Here is a 20572-nt window from a genome sequence, read left to right on the forward strand (position 1 = left end):
CCTCATTGATAGTCGATGTTCAGCGTGTATTGGCTCTGAAACGCACCCGTCGGTGATTGCCCAGCCGCCAGTTGTGGCTTGAAGCTCAGGTTTACGTCATTGCTGCCCACGCGTAACTGCATAAAGCGCGGGGTAGTGAAGTTCACCGGGTTCAGGGTGTCGGTCCACAGCGCCTGCATGTTCAAACCCGCCAGTGAGGTACGCGTCACGCCGGTGGTGGCGTTGACTACCGCCTGGTTGGGCAGCAGGTAAACGTTGGCCCGCATCGCGGACTTGCAGTTGATCGACACGGTGGTCGATTGCATCTGGTTGTTGAGTTCGCTGTTGCTGATAGAGCCAAAGCGCAGGTTGACGCTGCCGGGTGAGCTCAGGCTGCACGCCGGCGGCAAGACGGTGTATTCAAACAGCGTTTGCACGAACCACTCGCCATACCCCAGGTAGTTCTGCGAAGTCACGCCCAACAGCACCGCTACATAGCGTACGCCAGGGGTGCGGGGCGCGTTGCCCACGAGGATGAAGTGGTAGGGCACCGAGGTATTCACGGGTAGGCGCTTGCAGGTGCCGCCGAGGCAATTGCCACTGTAGATGCCGAGTGGCAGATCGGAAAAGTAGGTGTTGTGGTACGGGTCGAGCAATTTCAACGTAGCTTGATCCGAGCCGCTCATGTAGTTGATTTGCGTATTCAAACCGGCGGAATAGGGAAATGTCCGGCGAATTATGCAACTTCCCTGATAGGTGACCCTGATCGCCTGGCCCGGCTCAAACGTGTAGCCGTCGGGGGGGATGCTTTGCTGTGTGCAGTTGACGTTGCCTTCGACCAACGCCTGCGCTGGCTGGGAAATGCAGGCCAACACGCCGCACAGCAGCGCAAGGCTCAGGCGTACGCACATTTCATTGATGATGTTCATGCTCAGGAATCCTTGGCACCCGACCCACCGGCCGCGCGCTCACATTGAATATTCAGTTGGGTAATCCCGCCCTCGGCAGGCTTTGTTTCGTCCAGCGTCAATTCGCGGCTGCACCACGCCTGGCCGTCGACGCTGATCAACAACCGTGCCTCGGGCGGCACGCCGGTCAGGAACGCGCGGCCTTTGTCGGCCACCAGGGTGTTGCCCAAGGCACGGCCGTCCGGCGCGAACAGTTCGGCGCGGGCAGCAAACGGCGCTGCTTTGCCACGGGTGTCGCTGATGCGAAACAGAATGCGTTGGCCGCGCCGGGTGTCGAAGTCGGCCAGTACAAACGCGCCACGGTTTGGCGTGACTTCCTGCACCGGCTCGGCGATGTCGACGTCAGCCGGCATCGATTGGGTGTCCAGCGACACGCGGTTTTTGCGATAGGGCAGGGCCTGTGGCACCACGGTGTAGCCATTGCTGTTAGTGCGCACTCCGCGCTTGTTGCTGATGCCCACGTCGGCGGCGCCTGGTGTGGCGACGATTACATTGGTTTCGCCCAATGGCTGGCTGAACATCAGGTTGCTGTCATACGCCACCACCGAGCCTTCGATGCCCATGTCCAGCTGGCGGCTGCCGCTGGTCTCGTTGTAGGCGCCGCGCACAATCGCGCTTGGGGCGTCGTATTGCGCGGCGAAGGTGCCGCCGGTCTGACGTTGTACGCCGTTGACTTGCTGCGATACGCCCGCGCTGTAGGCCAGGGTGTCATCCTCGAACGCGTTGCCGCTCAGGGTCGCGGTGCGGGATGCCGAGCCACGCGCGCTCTGGTTCAGGTTGGCCGTAACGCGCTGGCTGCGCGTGCCGCCCAGGGGCATGCTGATGCTCAGGGACAGGCTGCGATCGTCGGTGTTGGCGCCTTTGCTCATGGCCAGCCCGAGGGAGTAGGAAATGTCGCCGACGCTCGCGCTGTAACCCAGCTGGATCGAGGTGTCGGCCTTGCTCTTGTCCCAGTAGGCGGTTTTCGACACGTTGGCGTACACCCCGCCGTAGCCGCCCAATTGCTGCGACACGTTGGCGGTGAAGTTGCTTTTCATGTGGCCGCTGCGGTACGTGTCCAGGCTTTGCTCGGTGCTGCGGTTGTTCAGCGCTTCGTTGAACGAGTAGTAGCCGCCGGTGGAGTAGCGGTAGCCGATCAGGCTGAAATTAGTGTCGGTGGCCGCCAGCGACTTGGAGTAGCGAAAACGGAACGACTGGCCGCTGGAGGTGGTTTTTCCCCAGCCCATGCCATCGCTGCGGGCGTGGGTCACGTCCACCGAGATCGCGCCAAAGCCGGCAAAGTCATGGGCAAAGCCCAGCAGGCCGGCGTTGTATTGATCACTCAGCAGGCTGCCGCCAAACAACGTGGTGCTGCCGCTCAAGCCACGGCGCAGGGAGGCCTGGATAAATGTCGGGGTTTGCTGCACAAAGGACGATTGCGCCGGGCGGTACTGGCCGGCGAACACCGAGTAACTTTGCTGGCCTTCGCGCAGCATGTAGGGCACCGACGAAAACGACTGGGTGTAGACCTGGCGCTGGCCGTCCGGGCCTTCCACCGTCACTTCGATGTCGCCGTTGCTGGCGGTGGGGTACAGGTCGGTCAAGGCGAAGGGCCCCGACGGCACCCATTGTTCATGGATCACATAACCGCGCTGGCGGATGATCACCCGCGAGCGGCCATTGGCAATACCGCGAATCACCGGGGCGAATTCGCGGGCCTGGTCGGGCAGCATGTCCAGGTCCGAGGCGATGCCCAGCCCGCGATAGGGGATGGCGTCAAACAGGTCGCCTTCGGTGGTGGAGTCACCCAGGGTGGCGATCGCCATCATGTTGCCCATGTCGCGCTGGGCGTAGGTTTCCAGCGACTCCCAGCGCCCGGGCGTGGTGCTGCCTTTTTGCCAGGTGGAAAAATTGCGCAGGCGCCAGGCCCCGGCATTGATGCCGCTGCGCAGGCTGCCGAACTGGTCCTGGCGGCGACCGGCGTCGGACTCCACGGTGCTGCCGGTAAAGCTGTAGTTGGTGAACGCCACCTGTTCGCCATTGCTCCATTGCCGACGGCGCACTTCAAACGGGATGCTGCCCAGGTAGGCCTGGGGGATTTCAATCGACAGGATCTGGCGGTTGAAGTCGTAGTCGTAGCTCACGCCGGCCAGGCCCTGGTCGAACGCAATGCAGGTGGGGTCGGCGTCGCTGCGGTTTTGCAGGGCGGTGGCGGCCACGCCCTGGGCGCGGAAAAACTCGACATCCAGGCACGGGAACAGGCCGGTGCTCGAGCGTTCCTGACTGCCGATGGCGCGCATAAAGCGCACATCACGCTGCTCCACCGAGCGCTCGTTGAGCACCACATCCACCCGATAAATCCCCGGTAACTGGCCGTCGCTCATGGCGCTGACTTGTTGTTTCACGGCTGCCGAACTCTGCCCGCCGCCGATCTCGAGGAACGACGCATCGAACTCGTAGCCGGCGTGTGCGGGGGCCAGGTGCAAGGCTGCGGCGGCCACGAGCGGGCAGCCGAAAGCCTTCATGGCGCGGCAGCGCATGAATGGGAATGAACGGGGCATGGGCGTTCCTGCAAAGGTGTTGCCGGGTTGGCGCGGGGTCTTAGTGGATGCGGATGACCGGTGCGTCCACGGTGCTGCCGTAGTCGTCGATGTAGCTGAGCGACACTTCATCGCCAGCCTTGGCCTGGATCGGCAGCTCACGGGCTTCGCCTGGGCGTAGCACATCCGGCGCCCGGGTGATCGGCAGGCCGTTGAGCGTCAGTTCGCTGACCACCACGTGCAGCTTGGAGGCATTATTGAAGGCCAATGCACCCGCTTGGGCCTTCCAGTTCACTTGCGCCACTGCGTCCTTGAGCGAGCCTTTGACGCCGGCCGGGCGGTAAAACAGTTTGATGGTGGTCTTGAGCGCGATCTGCAGCACGTTCTTGCCTTTCTGGTCATCGCTCATGGCCGGGATCGCCTTGACGTTCATCAGGTACAGGCTTTCGCGGTCCTGGGGCACTTCGGGGCCACCGGTAAAGATCACGCGCAGGATGTTTTCCTTGTTGGCATCCAGGCGGAACAGCGGCGGCGTGACGATAAAGTTATCGACGCTGTCCTCGTTGCCACTGCCGAAGCGGCTGACCCAGGACTGCACGAGGTAGGGTGAGGTGTCTTCGCGGTTGCTGACGGTCAGGTTGGCTTCATTGGCCGCGCCGTCGTAGATCAGCCGCGTGGCGCCGACGGTGACGGCGGCGTTGGCTGCCGTGCTGTGCCAGAGCGGCAGCAGGGCGAGCAGGAAACAGACTTTCAAACGCATGACAGGGAACTCCGGAAGCCCGCGGGCCTGCGCGCAAACGCCTGGCCCACGGTGTTGACGAGCAATTACTTGTAGGTAACGTCGAAGCTGGCCAGCGCGTGCACCTGACCGGTACCGATGCCGGAGGTGGTCACAGCGTCGTCGCCTTCACCGGTGGTGGTGTCGGCGACGGTGCGCACGTAAGCAGCGGTGAAGTCAAAGGTGTTGGACTGGGCACGCAGGTCGTAATCGGCGGTCGGCGTGTTCAGTGGCAGCTTTTTGCCGTCCCGCGCGTCGGCGATCTGGATCGCGATACCCTTGACCTGGTTTTCGCCGGTCAGGCCGAGCAGGGTGGAGTCGTTGGCGTCTTGCTGGCCGCTGAAAGTGATCGCGACGTTTTTCTTGGTCGCGAAGCTGCAGTTGTCCAGGCTGATGGTGAATTTTTTCGCCTTGGCGGTGGAACCGACGGTCGGCTGGAAGTCAGCGATGCGCACCGCGTCCAGGGTCACGGACTTGTTCACGTCGCCGGTGGTGATGGTGCAGGCGTTGTCGGTGACCGAACCGGTGAATTCGATCTGCCCGTCCGCTGCCTGTGCGGCGCCGGCCAGCAACCAGCAAGCGCCGCAGGCGAGGGTGAGTTGGCTCAGTTTGTTCAGCATTGCAATGCCTCTTTCAAGAGATGGAAAGTTGTCTGCCTACCCGTCAGGTAAGCCAATCCATAGTGCAATGCTGTGATTTAGAGGCACATGAGACGGATCTTAAAAACTGGCGAAGTGATGGCCGCGCGACCGGTGAGTCCATATCCGCCGCAGGGCGTGATATTCTGCGCGCCATCTTGGACTAGTCTCTCTCTGGTACGTACATCCGTATACGTCCCCGCGGGTCGATGGCGCCCAGGTAGCTGAAGCCAATAATGATAAGAAGTCAGCGCAGAAGGGACATAAAAGTGAGGTCGATACGTCGGTCTTGTGTGCCCACCCTGCGGCCTTGAAGATTCAAGGGCGGTAGGGCGGATGGCGTTTTATCATAGGTGCTACTGATGTTTAAAAAAGTAAACACTGCCCTGCTGGGGCTGGCTTTGTCGATGGGGATCACGTCCGTTCACGCGGAAGAGGCAAAGAAAGTCGATGTGCTGCTGATCGGCGGCGGCATCATGAGTGCGACCCTGGGTGTCTGGCTCAATGAGCTGGAGCCGGGCTGGTCGATGGAAATGGTCGAGCGCCTTGATGGCGTTGCCGAAGAAAGCTCCAACGGCTGGAACAACGCCGGTACCGGTCACTCGGCCCTGGCTGAGTTGAACTACACCCCGGAAGACAAGAACGGCAACGTTGAGATCCCTAAAGCGGTCGAGATCAACGAAGCGTTCCAGATCTCCCGTCAGTTCTGGTCCTGGCAGGTCCAGCAGGGTGTGTTGAAGAACCCGCGTTCATTCATCAACTCCACACCGCACATGAGCTTTGTGTGGGGCGATGACAACATCAAATTCCTGAAGAAGCGTTATGAAGCGCTGAAGGCGAGCCCGCTGTTCGCCGGCATGCAGTACTCCGAAGACCCGGCGCAGATCGCCAAGTGGGTTCCGTTGATGATGGAAGGGCGTGACCCAAACCAGAAAATCGCGGCCACCTGGAGCCCGCTGGGTACTGACATGAACTTCGGCGAGATCACCCGCCAGTTCGTCGCTCACCTGCAAACCACCCCTAAGTTCGACCTGAAACTGTCGAGCGAAGTGCAGGACATCACCCGCAACGACGACGGTTCGTGGCGCGTGAGCTACAAAAATCTGAAAGACGGCACCAAGACCGAAACCGATGCCAAGTTCGTGTTCATCGGCGCCGGCGGCGGTGCCCTGCATCTGCTGCAAAAGTCGGGCATTCCTGAAGCCAAGGAATACGCCGGCTTCCCGGTGGGTGGTTCGTTCCTGGTGACCGACAACCCAACTGTCGCCGAGCAGCACCTGGCCAAGGCCTACGGCAAGGCTTCGGTGGGCTCGCCACCGATGTCGGTTCCGCACCTGGACACCCGTGTGCTGGATGGCAAGCGCGTGATCCTGTTTGGCCCATTCGCGACCTTCTCCACCAAGTTCCTCAAAGAAGGCTCGTACCTGGACCTGCTGACCAGCACCACCACCCACAACATCTGGCCGATGACCAAAGTCGGTATTCGTGAATACCCGCTGGTCGAGTACCTCGCTGGTCAACTGATGCTGTCGGATGACGACCGCTTCAAGGCATTGCAAGAGTACTTCCCGAACGCCAAGCAATCCGACTGGCGCCTGTGGCAGGCCGGTCAGCGCGTGCAGATCATCAAGCGTGACGAAGAGCAGGGCGGCGTCCTGAAACTCGGTACCGAAGTGGTCAGCTCCGCCGACAACACCATCGCAGGCCTGTTGGGTGCATCGCCAGGCGCGTCGACCGCGGCTCCGATCATGCTGACCGTGCTGCAAAAAGTGTTCAAGGATAAGGTAGCGACCCCTGAGTGGCAGGCCAAACTGCACCAGATCGTACCGAGCTACGGCACCAAGCTGAATGACAGCCCAGAAGCGGTTGCCAAGGAATGGGCCTACACTGCCGGCGTCCTGCAGCTGCCTACACCGCCTGTGATTCCGCAAGCGGCTGCTCCAAAGGCGACCGAGGCTGCCAAGCCTGCGGCTGAGCCGAGCAAGCCAGCGTCTGACCTGGCGCTGTAAGTAACGGCTAAGAAAAAGCCCGCTGAACCGGTAACGGTCAGCGGGCTTTTTTGTGCGCGGGTGTTTATGCGTGGCTGTGGTTTCGCTCAACGGCCAGCAGTTCAACTGTACGCTCAGCCGCCGCCAACGCTGCTTTCAATCCAGCCTGGTCCAGCGGGACGCAATACGCCGGCTTGGCTCGCTCAAACCGCCAGCTATCGTCCAGCCCACCTGCGTCTACGGCATCGAAACCCAGCTCATCGAGCAACGTGATCACGCGTGCCTTGGCCGTCGCGTCATCTGCTGCCACCGGCAGTGCGCGACGGTCAGGCGCGCCGTGAGGGCGGGCATCCTGCGTCAGGTCTGGCGCGAAGATCGCGTTGAACACTTTCACCACGTGTGAATGCGGCAAATGGTCAGCAAGCAGCCGGCTGGTGGTGGTTTCAAAACGGTCCAGTGCCGGGATATGCCCATCGCGGTTGGGATAGTAATTGTTGGCGTCCATCACCGTTTTACCCTCCAGCCACTGCGCAGGCACACTGCGGTAATGCTCCAGGGGAATCGCCACGAGCACCACATCGCCAAATTGTGCGGCATCATCTGCGCTGCCCACTTGAACCCCCAGTATGCCGCTCAACACACTGCTCATGGTCTGTGGGCCGCGGGAATTGCTCAACATCACTTCGTGCCCGGCCGCCAATGCCAGTTGCGCGACAGCGCGCCCGATAAAACCTGCTCCAATCACGCCAATCTTCATGTGCTTGCTCCAGTGAAGGTATGAAGTGGCTATGATGATTGGCAACCATCTGGTGATAAATGACGGTTCCGGCGCGGATGTTGTTACTGGGAGTAGGGAATGATGGACCGTTTATCAAGCATGAACGCCTTTGTGATGGCTGCTGAGCTGGGTTCCTACGCCCGCGCGGCCGAGCGTTTGGACATGTCTGCGCAGATGGTGGCCAAGCATGTCACCGCGTTGGAACAACGGCTGGGTGCGCGCTTGCTCAACCGCACTACGCGAAGGCAAAGCCTTACAGAGTTGGGTAGCGCGTATTACGAACGTTGCAAGCACATCCTGACGGAGGCCGAGGCTGCCGACTCTCTCGCGCAGATCATGAATGACACGCCGCGTGGCAAGCTGAAAATCACCGCCCCGGTGACCTTCGGCTCCTACAGCCTGATGCCGTTGATTACCGGTTTTTTGCGCGACAACCCGGATGTGCACATTGACCTGCACCTCACGGATCGTTTCGTCGACTTGGTGGAGGAGGGTTATGAAGCGGCCTTTCGCATCGGTCCCTTGGCGACCACCGGCCTGACAGCTCGGCCGCTGGCACCCTATCGCCTGGTGGTCTGTGCAGCGCCGGCGTACCTGAAGGCCAGCGGCACACCGTTGAAACCGGCAGACCTTGAGCATCACGAGTGCCTGGGCTATGCCTTCTGGTCGCGTCCGGCAGATCGGGAATGGGTGTTTTACGAAGGCGCGGTGCCGCATAAGGTGCAGGTAAGCAGCCGCTTGCAGATCAACGAAAGCAGGGCGCTGATGTCGGCTGCACTGGATGGGTTCGGCATTGTGCTCGGTCCGCAAGACTTCCTGCGTACGGCGTTAGCGAAGGGCGACTTGGTGCGGGTGCTGCCGGATTTCGACGCGCCGAGCCGGGCGATGCATTTGGTCTACACCGCTAATCGGCAACGTACGGCTAAGTTGCGACGTTTCGTCGAGGCCGTGTTGCAGCGCTTTGGCCCGGTTTGAGGGGATAAATGCGCACTGTACCTTTCGTCTGCGCTTATAAGCGCAACGCCCTCAGGTTCAGCAACCTGACAGACACTTCCTGTTAAAAAATACCCATGGCCGATCAGGAGAGCGGCTGGAAAAGGGGGCATTTTCAATTTTGCAGGTGTTTGGGCGTCAGCGTCCGAGGGGTTTGTATGTTGCTACGTTATGCAGCATTGGCGGCCGTGGTCGTCGCCGCATCCGGATGTGTACAAGAGCGCGTCGTGCATGAGCGCAGGCCGGTTCAACGTGAGTATGTGGAAGTCGTTGCGCCGCAACCGCCGCCGGTGCAGGTGATCGAAGTCGAACCGCCCGTGCGCTACGGCTATGTATGGTCACGTGGTTACTGGCGCTGGGACGGTGGGCGCTATGTCGCGGTCCATGGTCATTGGGAGCCGGTGCGCGAGGGTTACCGTTATGTGCATCCGCACTGGGTGCAACGTAATGATGGGTATCACTGGCAGGGCGGTGGTTGGGTTCGCTGAGCCTTGGCTGGTTCGGCTTCCTGGTGCCAGGCAGCCGAACCTCGCGCAACGGCGCCGAGCCCAGTTGATCGGTGCCCAGCGCTTTACAGCATCCGCTTTGACCTGAGTGGCGCTGCAACGGCAAGCCTCAGGTCAGTCGCTTCATGCCTGCCGCCTTCGCAGCATTCAGGTCAAAGGTGGCGGTATATTCGCAGCCAGCTGCATGGGCACAGCGTTCTATCAGGCAGTCCGCAAAATCGGCCTTGCTCGCCGTGAAGCGTCGCAGGGCCTGCCAAATGATCTCGGCGTGCTCAATGGTCAATTCACGGGTGCGCAACAGCGTTTCCAGAACGGTTACCACCTCACTCTTGGCTGACTGGTAACAACTTTGTAAAACCCACACCAGTTCCACCACGGACACCAGGCTGACAAAACCCGGTGAAACGCTGGTGAGTGATTCGATCAATTCGGAGGCCTTGGACGATTGGACGGGATCATCCTGGGTGACATAGCGAACCAGCACATTGGTATCCAGCCCGATCATCCAGCTTTCGCTCCTTGTGCCGCGATGGCGCGGTTCATTTCATCCAGGGAGACGGCGTTGGCGGGTTTTCGGATCAGGCCTTTGAGGTCATGTACGGTTTTACTCGCTGCCATGATGGAAAATTTACCGTCCTCCATTTCAACGAATTCAACGCGGTCTCCTGTTTCCAGGCCCAAGGCGGTTCTGACCTGAACGGGAATGGTGATTTGCCCTTTCGACGTAAGCGTGGCGGTAGCCATATTGAAGATCTCCATCGTGATACTCCTTACCTTAGGGTAAGGAATGATGGAGGACAAGATCCGTTGGTCCATAGGTTGCTCTCTGGTGTGTGTGAGTCGGGACAAGTAAAAACCTTAGTCCGACTCACGCCACCTGCACGCTTTAAAACGGCGTTAAAGCGCTACAACGTATGACTGAAACCGGCGGTTTATTGCACCACGCGATAGCACGGCACATACGCCGCACCGCCTGGAAGCTTCATGCGGTGCTGGGCCACGAACGCCTTCAACAGTTCGTCCAGCGGTTTCATGATGGCCGGGTCGCCATGGATTTCGTAAGGGCCGTTCTGCTCGATCAGGCGGATGCCCTTGTCTTTCACGTTACCCGCCACAATCCCCGAGAATGCACGGCGCAAATTGGCGGCGAGTTCGTGGGGTGGCAGCGCGTGGCTTAGTTGCAGGCTGGCCATATTTTCGTGGGTCGGGTCGAACGGGCGCTGGAAGCCCTCATCGATTTTCAGCAGCCAGTTGAAGTGGAAGGCGTCGTTGCGTTCGCGACGGAACTGCTTCACCGCCTTGAGGCCAATGGTCATCTGGCGGGCCACTTCGGCCGGGTCGTCGATGATGATCTGGTAGTGCGCCTGGGCCGCCTCGCCGAGGGTGGCGCCGACAAATGCATGCAGTTGTTGCAGGTACGGGGCCGCGTGTTTTGGCCCGGTGAGGATGACCGGGAACGGCAGGTCGCGGTTGTCCGGGTGCATCAGGATGCCCAGCAGGTACAGGAACTCTTCAGCCGTGCCGGCGCCGCCCGGGAAGATGATGATGCCGTGGCCTACACGGACGAAGGCTTCCAGGCGCTTTTCGATATCCGGCAGGATCACCAGCTCGTTGACGATCGGGTTCGGCGCTTCAGCGGCGATGATGCCCGGCTCGGTCAGCCCTAGGTAGCGCCCGACGGTAATGCGTTGCTTGGCGTGGGCAATGGTCGCGCCTTTCATCGGGCCTTTCATCACGCCAGGGCCGCAGCCGGTGCACACGTCGAGACTGCGCAGGCCCAGTTCGTGGCCGACCTTCTTGGTGTATTTGTATTCTTCGGTATTGATCGAGTGCCCGCCCCAGCACACGACAATCTTCGGCTCGACACCCGGGCGCAGCGTACGGGCGTTGCGCAGCAGGTGGAACACGTAATCGGTGATGCCCTGGGAATTGCTCAGGTCGATGCGCTGGCTGTCCAGTTCATTCTCGGTATAGACGATGTCACGCAGGGCGCTGAACAGCATTTCGCGGGTGCTGGCGATCATTTCGCCATCGACGAATGCGTCGGCAGGGGCATTCAGCAGTTCAAGGCGCACACCGCGGTCTTGCTGGTGGATACGGACTTCAAAATCCTTGTAGGCGTCGAGAATGGTCTTGGCGTTGTCGATGTGCGCGCCAGTGTTGAGGATGGCCAGGGCGCACTGGCGGAACAGGGTGTAGATGCTACCGGAACCGGCTTCGCTCAGTTGCTGCACTTCACGTTGGGACAGGGTTTCGAGGCTGCCCTTGGGGCTGACGGAAGCATTGATGACTTGACGTTGGGGCATTCTTAATCCTTGAAAGCACAGCCACCGCACCCGCACAGGGCCGCGATGGCTTGAGAATGGTGGGCGCCGAATTCGGACGCACGAGACGGATGTTTACCTCAGGCGCGAGGCCGAGCGCAAACACCGTCCAGCACCATAATGCCGCAGAACTTACTGAATCAGCTTCCAGTTTTTGTAGAAAACCCGACGCAGGGTAAAGACCATCCCGGCAAACCCAGCGATTACGGCGTTGAGAACCAAGGGCAGCGGGGTCGGCCGCACGATATCGATAAACAGGCAGTAACGCTTTGCATCGTTTTTGTTGAAAGACGCATGCATCAACGTGTCATCGAAGATAAACAGCGGGTCGTCGTGCCAGTAATGCTTTTGCTTGCCCACTTGGATGTATACGCCCTCGTGATGCGCTGCCGGTGCCATGTTGTAGAGCACGCGGAACATCATGCGCAAGGGGCCGAAGTGAAACGAGGTCGAGCGGTTTTCATTGAACACCGACACGCCGATGGTCTTCACGAACGGCAATTTTTCGCGCAGTTTCGGAATGTCCAGCGCGGTCTCGATCGGCCGGCCGTACCACTGGAAAAACAACATGCCGCGCTTCTTCTCGGCCATGCGTTCGTCTAGGTAGCCAATGATTTCGTCCTTATGGGCCATGGCTTCATTGATGACCTGTTGCAGGTCTTCACGCCAGGCCGGGGGCAGGTCGTCCATCCTGTAGACGTGTTGGTTACCCGAGCTCAACAGGTCGAACAGGGTGTTGAACGGCGCCAGCAGCCAGGTGTTTCGACCGCTGCCAATAAAGTATTTTTTGAAGGTCGGCGCGTCATACAAACCATTACGCAGGAAATCGTAAAGGCCGCAGATCACGACCAAGCCGAGAAATACCAGGGTGGTCTCGGGGAAAATATCAATAATCAGCAGCACGCCGAATACCCAGGCGACCGATACTGCCTTTTTACGCAAAGCAGGCTTGTTCATCTAACTCAGCTCCAGCAGGACGCCATTCGACAGGTCCGGATCCGTGGCCGCGAGTGGTGAGGTTTTGAAATATATTGAAACAACTTCGTCATGATAAGGCGTTCAGCGTCTGTTAGGCGTTTTAAATAGCGCGAAATTGTGAAGGCTTTACACAGGTTTTAACCCTGGCTGGGCTGTGTGGATTGGATTTTGTAAACGGAAGATTTGCGACTATCGTGACGCTTCGGTTTTTTGGACGTCATAGACCGGTACGATTGAAGTTGAATGGCCACCACTGGCCTTCGGCACCTTGGAAGAGGCAGAAATTTTATGATCATCAAACCGCGGGTTCGTGGCTTTATCTGTGTGACCGCTCACCCTGTTGGCTGTGAAGCGAACGTCAAGGAACAGATTGACTACGTCACTGAGCACGGCGCCATCGAAGGCGGCCCGAAGAAGGTGCTGGTTCTCGGCGCATCCACCGGCTATGGCCTGGCAGCGCGTATCAGTGCTGCGTTTGGCTGCGGCGCCGACACCCTGGGCGTGTTTTTTGAAAAAGAAGGCGAAGAAGGCAAGCTGAGCTCCGCTGGCTGGTACAACAGTGCCGCGTTTGAGAAGTTTGCTGTCGAAAAAGGTCTGTACGCCAAGAGCATCAACGGCGACGCGTTCTCCAACGAGATCAAGCGCCTGACCATCGAAACCATCAAGAAAGACCTCGGTAAGATCGACCTGGTCGTCTACAGCCTGGCCGCGCCACGCCGTACCGACCCGCAAGGCGTGGTGCACACCTCCACCCTCAAGCCGATTGGCAAAGCCGTGACCCTGCGCGGTATCAACACCGACAAGGGCGTTGTGGTCGACACCACCCTGGAGCCTGCGACCCAGGAAGAAATCGACGGCACCGTCAAAGTGATGGGTGGCGAAGACTGGCAGCTGTGGATCGACGCCCTGCGTGACGCCGACGTCCTGGCCGAAGGCGCCAAGACCACCGCGTTCACCTACCTCGGCGAGAAGCTGACCCAGGATATCTACTGGAACGGCTCCATCGGCGAAGCCAAGAAAGACTTGGATAAAAAAGTCCTGACCCTGCGCGACAACCTTGCGGCACTCAAGGGCGACGCCCGTGTGTCGGTGCTCAAGGCTGTGGTGACCCAGGCCAGTTCGGCAATCCCGATCATGCCGCTGTACCTGTCGTTGCTGTTCAAAGTGATGAAAGAGCAGGGCACCCACGAAGGTTGTATCGAACAAGTCTACGGTCTGTTCAAGGACAGCCTGTACGGCAGCCAGCCGAAACTCGACGCCGACGGCCGCCTGCGTGCCGATCTTGCCGAGCTGGAACCTAAAGTCCAGGACGCCGTTGCTGCACTGTGGAACCAGGTCACCGACGACAACGTCAACGAGATCAGCGATTTTGCCGGCTACAAGGCTGAATTCCTGCGCTTGTTCGGCTTTGAAATCGACGGCGTGGATTACGACGCTGACGTCAATCCGACCGTGAAGATCAACGGTCTCATCTCGGCATAAGACGGCTTAGACAGCAGCCTCGATAACCCTGTTATGAGGCTGCTGTTTGAAGCGCACAGAGCATCAGCCTTGGCGAAAGGCTGAGGCCAGCCGCTCTTGGGCATGGATGAAACCAGAGCGCTTGATGCCGACCACTTCTCTCTCCCAAAGCGGATTCAGTGGCACGTGATAGCCACTGTCCTTGGCCGTCTTTATCAGTTCCGCCATTTCCTTGCCGTCGTTGATGATGCTGATTTCATCGAAGCGCCCGAGCTTGGTCGGCAGGAAAAACGTAGCCGGGTAGTTAGCGGCGACTTCCGCTGCCGGGCTGCCCGAATCCGCATTATGGTGGACCACCCGCTCTCCGTTGCCGACCAACCTGTGATTGATCAGTTCTATCATTTGCCTTATTCGCGGCGTGGCGTTGCCCAGGTCGGGATCTTCCTTATGATAGAAATGCGCGGCGCTTTCATAGTCTGCGCGTAACGCTTGCGGCACCTGAAACGCCTTGGCGTCTGGATGATGCTGCCTGTAGCGATCAATTCGTCCCTTGAACACACTGTGCGCAATATCGGGCACCGGGAGTACATCCTGGGGGCCGAAGTCACTGAGGTGCGGCGCCACCATGTGCAGGTCATAGTCGGCCGTCAGTGCCTTGCCATCGGCCTTTTTCGCGAGCACTTCAACGGGCTTGCCCTCATGGGTAATGAGGTAGTCGTCTTCCAAAGGTGACGTTCGCTGGCCTTCGAATGCATACAGCTGCTGACTTGGCCCCTTCGCGCTGAAACGCAGCGTGCCTTCCTGCTCGTTCGACGCCAGTTGAGTGATCTGGCCGAGTTTCATCAATTCGCCAAGACGGCTGCCCGAGAGCTTCAAGGGAATTGCGACGGCATGCCCGTCGCTGATGCATTCCTGGATTTGCTCATTGGCGCGGCTGACTTTGCCGGGTGCATCGCTTTTGAATTTTTCGAGCTTGCTGAAGGCCTGGTCCGTGCAGATCAAGCCGGCTTGTGGTCCCCAATTGGCGCTTTTACCCTTGATATGAAAGTCCTTGGTGGGATGACCGGCTTCTATCAGCCCGGTTGCGACGGTTTCCACGGGACGTACGCCAATGATGGAGTTGGTCGCCAGCGCAATTTCATGCAAGGGAATGAGGTGGCTCGACACTATTCCGGTTTTTTCGCGTGCGCGCGCAAATGCGACGTCTATCGAATTCGTTGTCTCTTGAGCGGCGTCAGTCGGCTGGCTGGGTTGAGCGTGTTGCAAGGTATCCAGGCTGAGTGCGGAAGGTGAGATAGCAGGGGTAATTACGTCTTTCATTGAATATCTCCAAGCCATGTTTCATAGGCACGTTGGATGATCCCTTCCAGACCAAAGCATTCCTTCCATTGCACAGGGCACACTAAAGAAGTCTTCTTTTTTGTGGGCAAGAACAAGTATTGCGAGCTGTTTTAAGCACCGTCGGAAAAAGAGCGCGCAAGGCGGGGATACACGGAGGCGGCGCTCTTTTTGCAGTGCGCGACCCATGAAATTATCAGAGCGGTCCTACGCCTGTTTACATGCGGCGTGCTTTCGCTGGCATGCGAGACTGGTGCATCACACTCAGGGGAGGGGCGTATGACAATTCGCGCAGTGGTTTTTGATTTCGGCGGTGTCCTGTTCGATTGGAGCCCGCAGCACCTGTACCGCAAGTTGATTACCGACGATCACGAACGGCAATGGTTTCTCGAGCACGTTTGCACTCAGGCCTGGAACACCGAGCAAGATGCCGGTCGCACCCTGGCTGAAGGCACACGCAGCCTGATCGAGCAGTACCCGCATCATGAGCGTTTGATCCAAGCCTATTACGACCGTTGGCACGAGATGCTGCGCGGCCCGCTACCGGAAGGCGTGGCGATCCTCAAGGCGTTGCACCATGTTGATATGCCGCTGTTCGGGCTCACCAATTGGTCCGCCGAAACGTTCCCCTATGCACGGGCCAATTACCCGTTCCTGCAGTATTTTCGCGACATTGTGGTGTCCGGCGAACTGAAGATGATCAAGCCTGATGCAGCGATCTACCATGCTAGCCTCAGCCAGGTACGGGCCCACCTGCCGGATGTCCAGCCGGCTGAAGTGGTGTTTATCGATGATGTCGCCGGCAATATCGACGCGGCCGTCGCCCTCGGTTGGCAAGGTATCCACCACGTGTCGGCTGAGCGCACTGCCGCGCGATTGCGTGAGTTGGGCGTGGGCTTCTAGCGTGCCCACTTTTCCATAGCGAAATCGACGAAGGCGCGTAGCTTGGGCAAGCGATAACGGTCCTGGCCGTAGAGCAGGTGCATCGGGCGGCTGGGCAGTCGATAAGTGGTTAACAAGGCCACCAGCTTGCCACTCTGCAGATCCGGCTGCACCAGCGCATCGGCCAGCATGATGATGCCCATGCCGTTGACCGCTGCCTGGCGCAAGCCTTGCGAGCTGTTGATGGTCAATGAACCGGACACCGGAACCTCCACCTCGACGCCATCGCCGGTCATGCGCCACAGTTTGTCGGTGTCGCGCCAATTGTCACTTGCCGGGTAGGCGAACGCCAGGCAGTCGTGCTGGCGCAGGTCATCGGGCGTCTGTGGCGTGCCACGTCGCGCCAGGTAGGCCGGTGACGCGCAGAGCGTGAGGGTGTAGGCCTGCATTGGCCTGGCGATCAGGCTGGAGGTTTCCAGTTCGCCAAGTCGGATCGCGACATCGAAGCCGCTGTCGACCAGGTCCATCCGCTCATTGCTCAGCACCACGTACAGGTTGATCAGCGGGTAGCGTCGGGAAAATTCGCTCAAGGCCGGTGTAAGTTGTTCGGTGCCGAACACGGGTGGGGCGGTGATGCGCAGGGTGCCTTTGGGGATGTCGCTGTTGGCTTGCTCGGCGAGCTGCTCGGAGTCGGCCACCAGCCCCAACACTTCCAGGCACCGCTGATAATATTGCCCGCCAAATTCCGTAAGGCTTTGTTTGCGCGTGGTGCGCTTGAGCAGGCTGACGCCCAGGCGCTGTTCCAGGGCCCGCAGGTGGTTGCCGACCATGGTGGTCGACATGCCGCAGGCTTGGGCCGCTGCGGTCATGCTGCCGGTCTCGACCACCTTTACGTACACCGACATCGCCTGGAACAGATCCATTATCAAGCCTTGATTTAAAGTCATTGCAGGAATGCACAGTTTATCCAGCTCGGGTGGCTAACGATACTGCAGCCATCACAACGAAGCACTGGAGCCCGCATCATGACCGCCGCCTGCCTGATGACCACTTACCAACCCTTGGCCTTGAGTTTTACCCGTGGCCTGGGCACACGCGTGTGGGACCAGCAGGGCCGCGAATACCTCGATGCGGTGGCCGGCGTGGCGGTGACCAATGTCGGCCACTCGCACCCCAGGCTGGTGACGGCGATCAGTGAACAAGCGGGTTTGCTGTTGCATACCTCCAACCTCTACAGCATTGACTGGCAACAGAAGCTGGCCCAGCGCCTCACCCAGCTGTCTGGCCTAGACCGTGCCTTTTTCAACAATTCCGGGGCCGAGGCCAACGAAACAGCGCTGAAACTCGCACGGCTGCATGGCTGGAAAAAAGGCATCGAAGCGCCGTTGGTGGTGGTGATGGAAAATGCCTTTCATGGCCGCACGCTGGGCACGATGGCCGCCAGCGATGGGCCATCGGTGCGCTTGGGCTTCCAGCGTTTGCCGGGGGACTTTCTCAAGGTGGGCTTTGGTGATATCGCCGCGATCGAAGCGGTCACAAAAGCGTTTGGCACGCGCATCGCGGCGGTCCTGCTGGAGCCGATCCAGGGCGAAAGTGGCGTACTGCCGCCGCCGCCTGGCTACCTGAAAGCCCTGCGCGATCACTGCACACGCCACGGCTGGCTGATGATGCTGGATGAGATCCAGACCGGCATCGGCCGCACCGGCGCCTGGTTTGCTTTCCAGCATGAAGGCATTTTCCCGGACGTGATGACCCTGGCCAAAGGCCTCGGCAATGGCGTACCCATCGGCGCCTGCCTGGCACGGTCCGCCGTGGCGCAATTGTTTACACCGGGCAGTCACGGCAGCACCTTCGGCGGCAACCCATTGGCGTGTCGGGTGGGTTGCACGGTGCTGGACATTATCGAGGAGCAAGGCTTACTGCAGAACGCGGCGCAGCAGGGGGAGCGTTTGCTCGCGCGGTTGCGGGTGGAGTTGAGTGAGCACTCGCACGTGCTGGCGATTCGCGGGCTGGGTTTGATGATCGGTATAGAGCTGGCCAGTCCTTACCGCGACTTGGCTTTGCGTGCGGCCCAGGAACACGGCCTGCTGATCAACATGACGCGGGGCAAGGTCATTCGCCTGCTGCCGCCGCTGACACTGGATGCCAAGGAAGTCGAGATGATCGTGCGCGCCATTACCCGGTTACTGGATCAGGCCCATTGAGCCATTCCTGATTCAGGGTTTCAGTATCTCCCAGGTACTCCAACAACCATGCCATGGCCGGGGACAGTTTGCTCTGCGCCCAGGCCACACACGACGGGCTGGCCGGAAACGGCCGGCTCAATTGCAGCGCCACCAACTCGCCCCGTTCGATCCACGGCAGCACCTGATGCGCCGGCGCCATGCCAACGCACAGGCCATCGTGCAGGCAATCGATCGCCGAGGCCCAGTTCGGCACCACCAAACGCCGCTGGTTATCCAGGGTCCACGTGTCGCGCTTGGGCAGGTTGCGTGAGGTGTCGGTCATGCACAGCGAGGCGAAGGGGCGCAGTTGGTCGTCACTCAGCAGCCCTTCGACGCTCGCCAACGGATGCCGTGCGCTGACCACGCACAGCCAGTTCAACAGGCCCATGTCGCGGAAAGTGAAGTGACTGGCCACTGGCACTGCACTGGTGGCACCGATCACGATGTCAGTGCGCTCATCCGCCAGGGCATCCCACACACCGTTGTACACCTCGTATTCCAGCAGCAATTCCACCTCGGGAAACTGCCGATAGAAATCCAATACCAACTGTCGGCAACGCTGGGGTTTGACGATGGAATCCACCGCCACCTTCAACTGGCCGCTCCAGCCGTTGGCGACCTGCTGGCACAGCCGCCGCGTGCCGAGCATTTTTTTCATCACGCTCCGGGCCTCGTCTATAAATAAACGGCCGGCAGGTGTCAGTTCTACATCCCGATGGCGTCGCACGAACAATGGCACCGCCAGCCACTCCTCGAGCTGACGCACGGTATAGCTGATGGCCGACGGCACCCGGTGCAACTCCTGGGCGGCGGCGCTGAAGCTGCCATGGCGCGCCACGGCATCCACAACATCCAGGGAGTATTCGGACCACATAGCGGGTGCCTTCAAATTTATTGATAAGAGTATCCAATTATTATCGCTTCACACAGAAATTGTCAGCTTCATAATGGGCGTCAGTCAGCAAATAGTTTGATGGCAGGGTTAACAAGGCTTCGATGAAAAATTCTTTTGGTTTCACTTGGTATCTGGCGGGGCTGAGCATGCTCGGTTACCTCGCGATGGACATGTATTTGCCGGCGTTCGGCGCGATGGGCGAGCAGTTGCAGATTAGCGCCGGTGCAGTGGGCGCCAGCTTGAGTATTTTCCTCGCCGGCTTTGCGGTGGGGCAGTTGCTTTGGGGGCCGCTGTCGGACCGGTTGGGGCGCAAGCCGATCCTGCTCGCAGGCCTGAGCCTGTTTGTGCTGGGCTGCGCGGGCATGTTCTGGGTCGAGACGGCGCCGCAACTGCTGGCGCTGCGCTTCATGCAGGCGATTGGCGTGTGTTCCGCCGCTGTGAGTTGGCAGGCCCTGGTGATCGACCGCTACCCGGCCGACAAGGCTCACCGCGTGTTCGCCAGCATCATGCCGCTGATGTCGCTGTCACCGGCGTTGGCGCCGTTGTTGGGCGCGATGGTTCTGAATCACTTTGGCTGGCAGGCGATCTTCGGCGTATTGCTGGGGGTGTCGCTGTTGTTGCTGTTGCCGACCTTGTTCCTGCGCACCCCTCCGAAACGTCAGGCAGAGAAGAGCGAGCCTTCGCTCCTCGGCTATGGGCAGTTGCTGGCTTCTCGCGTGTTCACCGGCAACGTCATGATTTTCGCCGCGTGCTCGGCCAGCTTCTTCGCCTGGCTGACGGCTTCGCCCTTCATCCTTGGCGACATGGGCTACAGCCCGAATGACATCGGCCTGAGCTATCTGCTGCCCACATTAGCGTTTCTGGTGGGTGGCTACAGTTGCCGCAGCGCGCTGCAGCATTTCCAGGGCAAGACGCTATTGCCCTGGTTGCTGCTGGCGTATTGCATCAGCATGGTGGCGCTGTACCTAGTGGCCACTTTGACCGTGCCGACGCTGACCACCTTGCTGATTCCGTTCTGCTTGATGGCCCTGGTCAATGGTGCCAGTTACCCCATCGTGGTGGCGAATGCGCTGATGCCATTTGCGGAAAATTCCGGCAAAGCGGCGGCACTGCAAAACACCCTGCAACTAGGGCTGTGCTTTCTCGGCAGCTTGCTCGTGTCATCGATGATCGACCAGCCGCTCCTGATTACCGCCATCGTGATGCTGGCAACCGCGCCGCTGGCGGTGTTGGGGTATTGGTTGGCGCGGCCCAAAAAGGGTAATTCGGCACTGGCACAAGCCTGAAGTGACAATCGGATCCCACACTTGATCGGATTCCTT

19 protein-coding genes are annotated in these 20572 nt (G+C 59.7%); 7 read left to right on the forward strand and 12 right to left on the reverse strand.

All coding sequences use genetic code 11. The annotated features are described in order from the left end of the window. Positions 1-2: 2 nt before the first annotated feature. From AB4O35_RS13830 to AB4O35_RS13845, 4 genes are all read right to left on the reverse strand, one after another. Positions 3-908, reverse strand: a complete 906-nt coding sequence (locus AB4O35_RS13830) for a fimbrial protein (protein WP_065945704.1) — start codon at positions 906-908, stop codon at positions 3-5. A 2-nt stretch (positions 909-910) separates the two neighbouring features. Further along, positions 911-3487 carry a fimbria/pilus outer membrane usher protein gene (locus AB4O35_RS13835; RefSeq protein ID WP_065945703.1) on the reverse strand — a complete coding sequence of 859 codons (2577 nt, stop codon included), beginning with the start codon at positions 3485-3487 and terminating at the stop codon, positions 911-913. A gap of 40 nt (positions 3488-3527) precedes the next feature. Then, positions 3528-4226: a fimbrial biogenesis chaperone gene (locus AB4O35_RS13840; protein ID WP_065945702.1), complete on the reverse strand. Its 699-nt coding sequence runs from the start codon at positions 4224-4226 to the stop codon at positions 3528-3530. 65 nt (positions 4227-4291) lie between these two features. Then, positions 4292-4864 carry a fimbrial protein gene (locus AB4O35_RS13845; RefSeq protein WP_065882313.1) on the reverse strand — a complete coding sequence of 191 codons (573 nt, stop codon included), beginning with the start codon at positions 4862-4864 and terminating at the stop codon, positions 4292-4294. A 380-nt stretch (positions 4865-5244) separates the two neighbouring features. Between AB4O35_RS13845 and mqo the strand changes: the two genes are divergently transcribed. Continuing rightward, positions 5245-6891, forward strand: coding sequence for a malate dehydrogenase (quinone) (mqo, locus tag AB4O35_RS13850; protein ID WP_065874882.1), 1647 nt, complete (start codon positions 5245-5247; stop codon positions 6889-6891). A 64-nt stretch (positions 6892-6955) separates the two neighbouring features. On the opposite strand, the gene AB4O35_RS13855 is transcribed toward mqo, so the two are convergent. Beyond that, positions 6956-7627, reverse strand: a complete 672-nt coding sequence (locus AB4O35_RS13855; protein WP_065945701.1) for an NADPH-dependent F420 reductase — start codon at positions 7625-7627, stop codon at positions 6956-6958. Positions 7628-7726: 99 nt separating this feature from the next. Here AB4O35_RS13855 and AB4O35_RS13860 point away from each other — a divergent pair, with 99 nt between their 5' ends. Together AB4O35_RS13860 and AB4O35_RS13865 are read left to right on the forward strand one after the other, a co-directional pair. Then, positions 7727-8623: a LysR family transcriptional regulator gene (locus AB4O35_RS13860; RefSeq protein WP_065945700.1), complete on the forward strand. Its 897-nt coding sequence runs from the start codon at positions 7727-7729 to the stop codon at positions 8621-8623. Positions 8624-8799: 176 nt separating this feature from the next. Further along, on the forward strand, positions 8800-9129 hold the full coding sequence (locus tag AB4O35_RS13865; RefSeq protein ID WP_065874885.1) for a YXWGXW repeat-containing protein: 330 nt from the start codon (positions 8800-8802) through the stop codon (positions 9127-9129). 127 nt (positions 9130-9256) lie between these two features. On the opposite strand, the gene AB4O35_RS13870 is transcribed toward AB4O35_RS13865, so the two are convergent. The 4 genes from AB4O35_RS13870 to AB4O35_RS13885 all read right to left on the reverse strand — a co-directional run bounded on the left by AB4O35_RS13870 (position 9257) and on the right by AB4O35_RS13885 (position 12428). After that, a complete protein-coding gene (locus tag AB4O35_RS13870; protein WP_065874886.1) occupies positions 9257-9652 on the reverse strand; it encodes a PIN domain-containing protein in 396 nt (131 codons plus the stop codon). Continuing rightward, entirely contained in the window at positions 9649-9906 is a 258-nt protein-coding gene (locus AB4O35_RS13875) for an AbrB/MazE/SpoVT family DNA-binding domain-containing protein (RefSeq protein ID WP_065874887.1), read from the reverse strand. Before AB4O35_RS13875 ends, AB4O35_RS13870 begins: the two co-directional genes overlap by 4 nt. 173 nt (positions 9907-10079) lie before the next feature. Continuing rightward, positions 10080-11453, reverse strand: coding sequence for a nucleotide 5'-monophosphate nucleosidase PpnN (ppnN, locus tag AB4O35_RS13880; protein ID WP_065874888.1), 1374 nt, complete (start codon positions 11451-11453; stop codon positions 10080-10082). Between the two features lie 150 nt (positions 11454-11603). Then, the gene (locus tag AB4O35_RS13885) at positions 11604-12428 is read right to left on the reverse strand and encodes an aspartyl/asparaginyl beta-hydroxylase domain-containing protein (RefSeq protein WP_065945699.1); all 825 of its coding nucleotides are present in this window, start codon (positions 12426-12428) and stop codon (positions 11604-11606) included. Between the two features lie 309 nt (positions 12429-12737). On the opposite strand from AB4O35_RS13885, the gene fabV reads away from it, so the two are divergent. Then, entirely contained in the window at positions 12738-13931 is a 1194-nt protein-coding gene (gene fabV / locus AB4O35_RS13890) for an enoyl-ACP reductase FabV (RefSeq protein WP_065874890.1), read from the forward strand. 63 nt (positions 13932-13994) lie between these two features. Here fabV and AB4O35_RS13895 read toward each other — a convergent pair whose 3' ends face one another. Beyond that, a complete protein-coding gene (locus tag AB4O35_RS13895) occupies positions 13995-15230 on the reverse strand; it encodes an anthrax toxin-like adenylyl cyclase domain-containing protein (protein ID WP_065874892.1) in 1236 nt (411 codons plus the stop codon). Between the two features lie 297 nt (positions 15231-15527). Between AB4O35_RS13895 and AB4O35_RS13900 the strand changes: the two genes are divergently transcribed. Then, entirely contained in the window at positions 15528-16151 is a 624-nt protein-coding gene (locus AB4O35_RS13900) for an HAD family hydrolase (RefSeq protein ID WP_065945698.1), read from the forward strand. Here the strand turns inward: AB4O35_RS13900 and AB4O35_RS13905 are convergent. Then, positions 16148-17053, reverse strand: coding sequence for a LysR family transcriptional regulator (locus AB4O35_RS13905; RefSeq protein WP_065874896.1), 906 nt, complete (start codon positions 17051-17053; stop codon positions 16148-16150). The genes AB4O35_RS13900 and AB4O35_RS13905 overlap by 4 nt on opposite strands. 102 nt (positions 17054-17155) lie before the next feature. Here AB4O35_RS13905 and AB4O35_RS13910 point away from each other — a divergent pair, with 102 nt between their 5' ends. Further along, entirely contained in the window at positions 17156-18334 is a 1179-nt protein-coding gene (locus tag AB4O35_RS13910) for an aspartate aminotransferase family protein (protein ID WP_186753008.1), read from the forward strand. Here the strand turns inward: AB4O35_RS13910 and punR are convergent. Beyond that, positions 18306-19229, reverse strand: a complete 924-nt coding sequence (gene punR / locus AB4O35_RS13915; protein ID WP_065945696.1) for a DNA-binding transcriptional activator PunR — start codon at positions 19227-19229, stop codon at positions 18306-18308. The genes AB4O35_RS13910 and punR overlap by 29 nt on opposite strands. A gap of 122 nt (positions 19230-19351) precedes the next feature. Here punR and punC point away from each other — a divergent pair, with 122 nt between their 5' ends. Further along, positions 19352-20536 carry a purine nucleoside transporter PunC gene (gene punC, locus AB4O35_RS13920; protein ID WP_065945695.1) on the forward strand — a complete coding sequence of 395 codons (1185 nt, stop codon included), beginning with the start codon at positions 19352-19354 and terminating at the stop codon, positions 20534-20536. Positions 20537-20572 lie beyond the last annotated feature (36 nt).

This window comes from Pseudomonas sp. H1_A03, from assembly GCF_054685145.1.

Bases quoted from the DNA above. Each gene is read 5' to 3' on its own strand.
- AB4O35_RS13910 (WP_186753008.1), top strand. From the start codon at position 17,156: ATGACCGCCGCCTGCCTGATGACCACTTACCAACCCTTGGCCTTGAGT.
- fabV (WP_065874890.1), top strand. From the start codon at position 12,738: ATGATCATCAAACCGCGGGTTCGTGGCTTTATCTGTGTGACCGCTCAC.
- AB4O35_RS13895 (WP_065874892.1), bottom strand. From the start codon at position 15,230: ATGAAAGACGTAATTACCCCTGCTATCTCACCTTCCGCACTCAGCCTG.
- mqo (WP_065874882.1), top strand. From the start codon at position 5,245: ATGTTTAAAAAAGTAAACACTGCCCTGCTGGGGCTGGCTTTGTCGATG.
- ppnN (WP_065874888.1), bottom strand. From the start codon at position 11,453: ATGCCCCAACGTCAAGTCATCAATGCTTCCGTCAGCCCCAAGGGCAGC.
- AB4O35_RS13865 (WP_065874885.1), top strand. From the start codon at position 8,800: ATGTTGCTACGTTATGCAGCATTGGCGGCCGTGGTCGTCGCCGCATCC.
- AB4O35_RS13860 (WP_065945700.1), top strand. From the start codon at position 7,727: ATGATGGACCGTTTATCAAGCATGAACGCCTTTGTGATGGCTGCTGAG.
- punR (WP_065945696.1), bottom strand. From the start codon at position 19,229: ATGTGGTCCGAATACTCCCTGGATGTTGTGGATGCCGTGGCGCGCCAT.
- AB4O35_RS13830 (WP_065945704.1), bottom strand. From the start codon at position 908: ATGAACATCATCAATGAAATGTGCGTACGCCTGAGCCTTGCGCTGCTG.
- AB4O35_RS13845 (WP_065882313.1), bottom strand. From the start codon at position 4,864: ATGCTGAACAAACTGAGCCAACTCACCCTCGCCTGCGGCGCTTGCTGG.
- AB4O35_RS13835 (WP_065945703.1), bottom strand. From the start codon at position 3,487: ATGCCCCGTTCATTCCCATTCATGCGCTGCCGCGCCATGAAGGCTTTC.
- AB4O35_RS13855 (WP_065945701.1), bottom strand. From the start codon at position 7,627: ATGAAGATTGGCGTGATTGGAGCAGGTTTTATCGGGCGCGCTGTCGCG.
- AB4O35_RS13885 (WP_065945699.1), bottom strand. From the start codon at position 12,428: ATGAACAAGCCTGCTTTGCGTAAAAAGGCAGTATCGGTCGCCTGGGTA.
- AB4O35_RS13900 (WP_065945698.1), top strand. From the start codon at position 15,528: ATGACAATTCGCGCAGTGGTTTTTGATTTCGGCGGTGTCCTGTTCGAT.
- AB4O35_RS13870 (WP_065874886.1), bottom strand. From the start codon at position 9,652: ATGATCGGGCTGGATACCAATGTGCTGGTTCGCTATGTCACCCAGGAT.
- AB4O35_RS13905 (WP_065874896.1), bottom strand. From the start codon at position 17,053: ATGGATCTGTTCCAGGCGATGTCGGTGTACGTAAAGGTGGTCGAGACC.
- AB4O35_RS13875 (WP_065874887.1), bottom strand. From the start codon at position 9,906: ATGGAGATCTTCAATATGGCTACCGCCACGCTTACGTCGAAAGGGCAA.
- AB4O35_RS13840 (WP_065945702.1), bottom strand. From the start codon at position 4,226: ATGCGTTTGAAAGTCTGTTTCCTGCTCGCCCTGCTGCCGCTCTGGCAC.
- punC (WP_065945695.1), top strand. From the start codon at position 19,352: ATGAAAAATTCTTTTGGTTTCACTTGGTATCTGGCGGGGCTGAGCATG.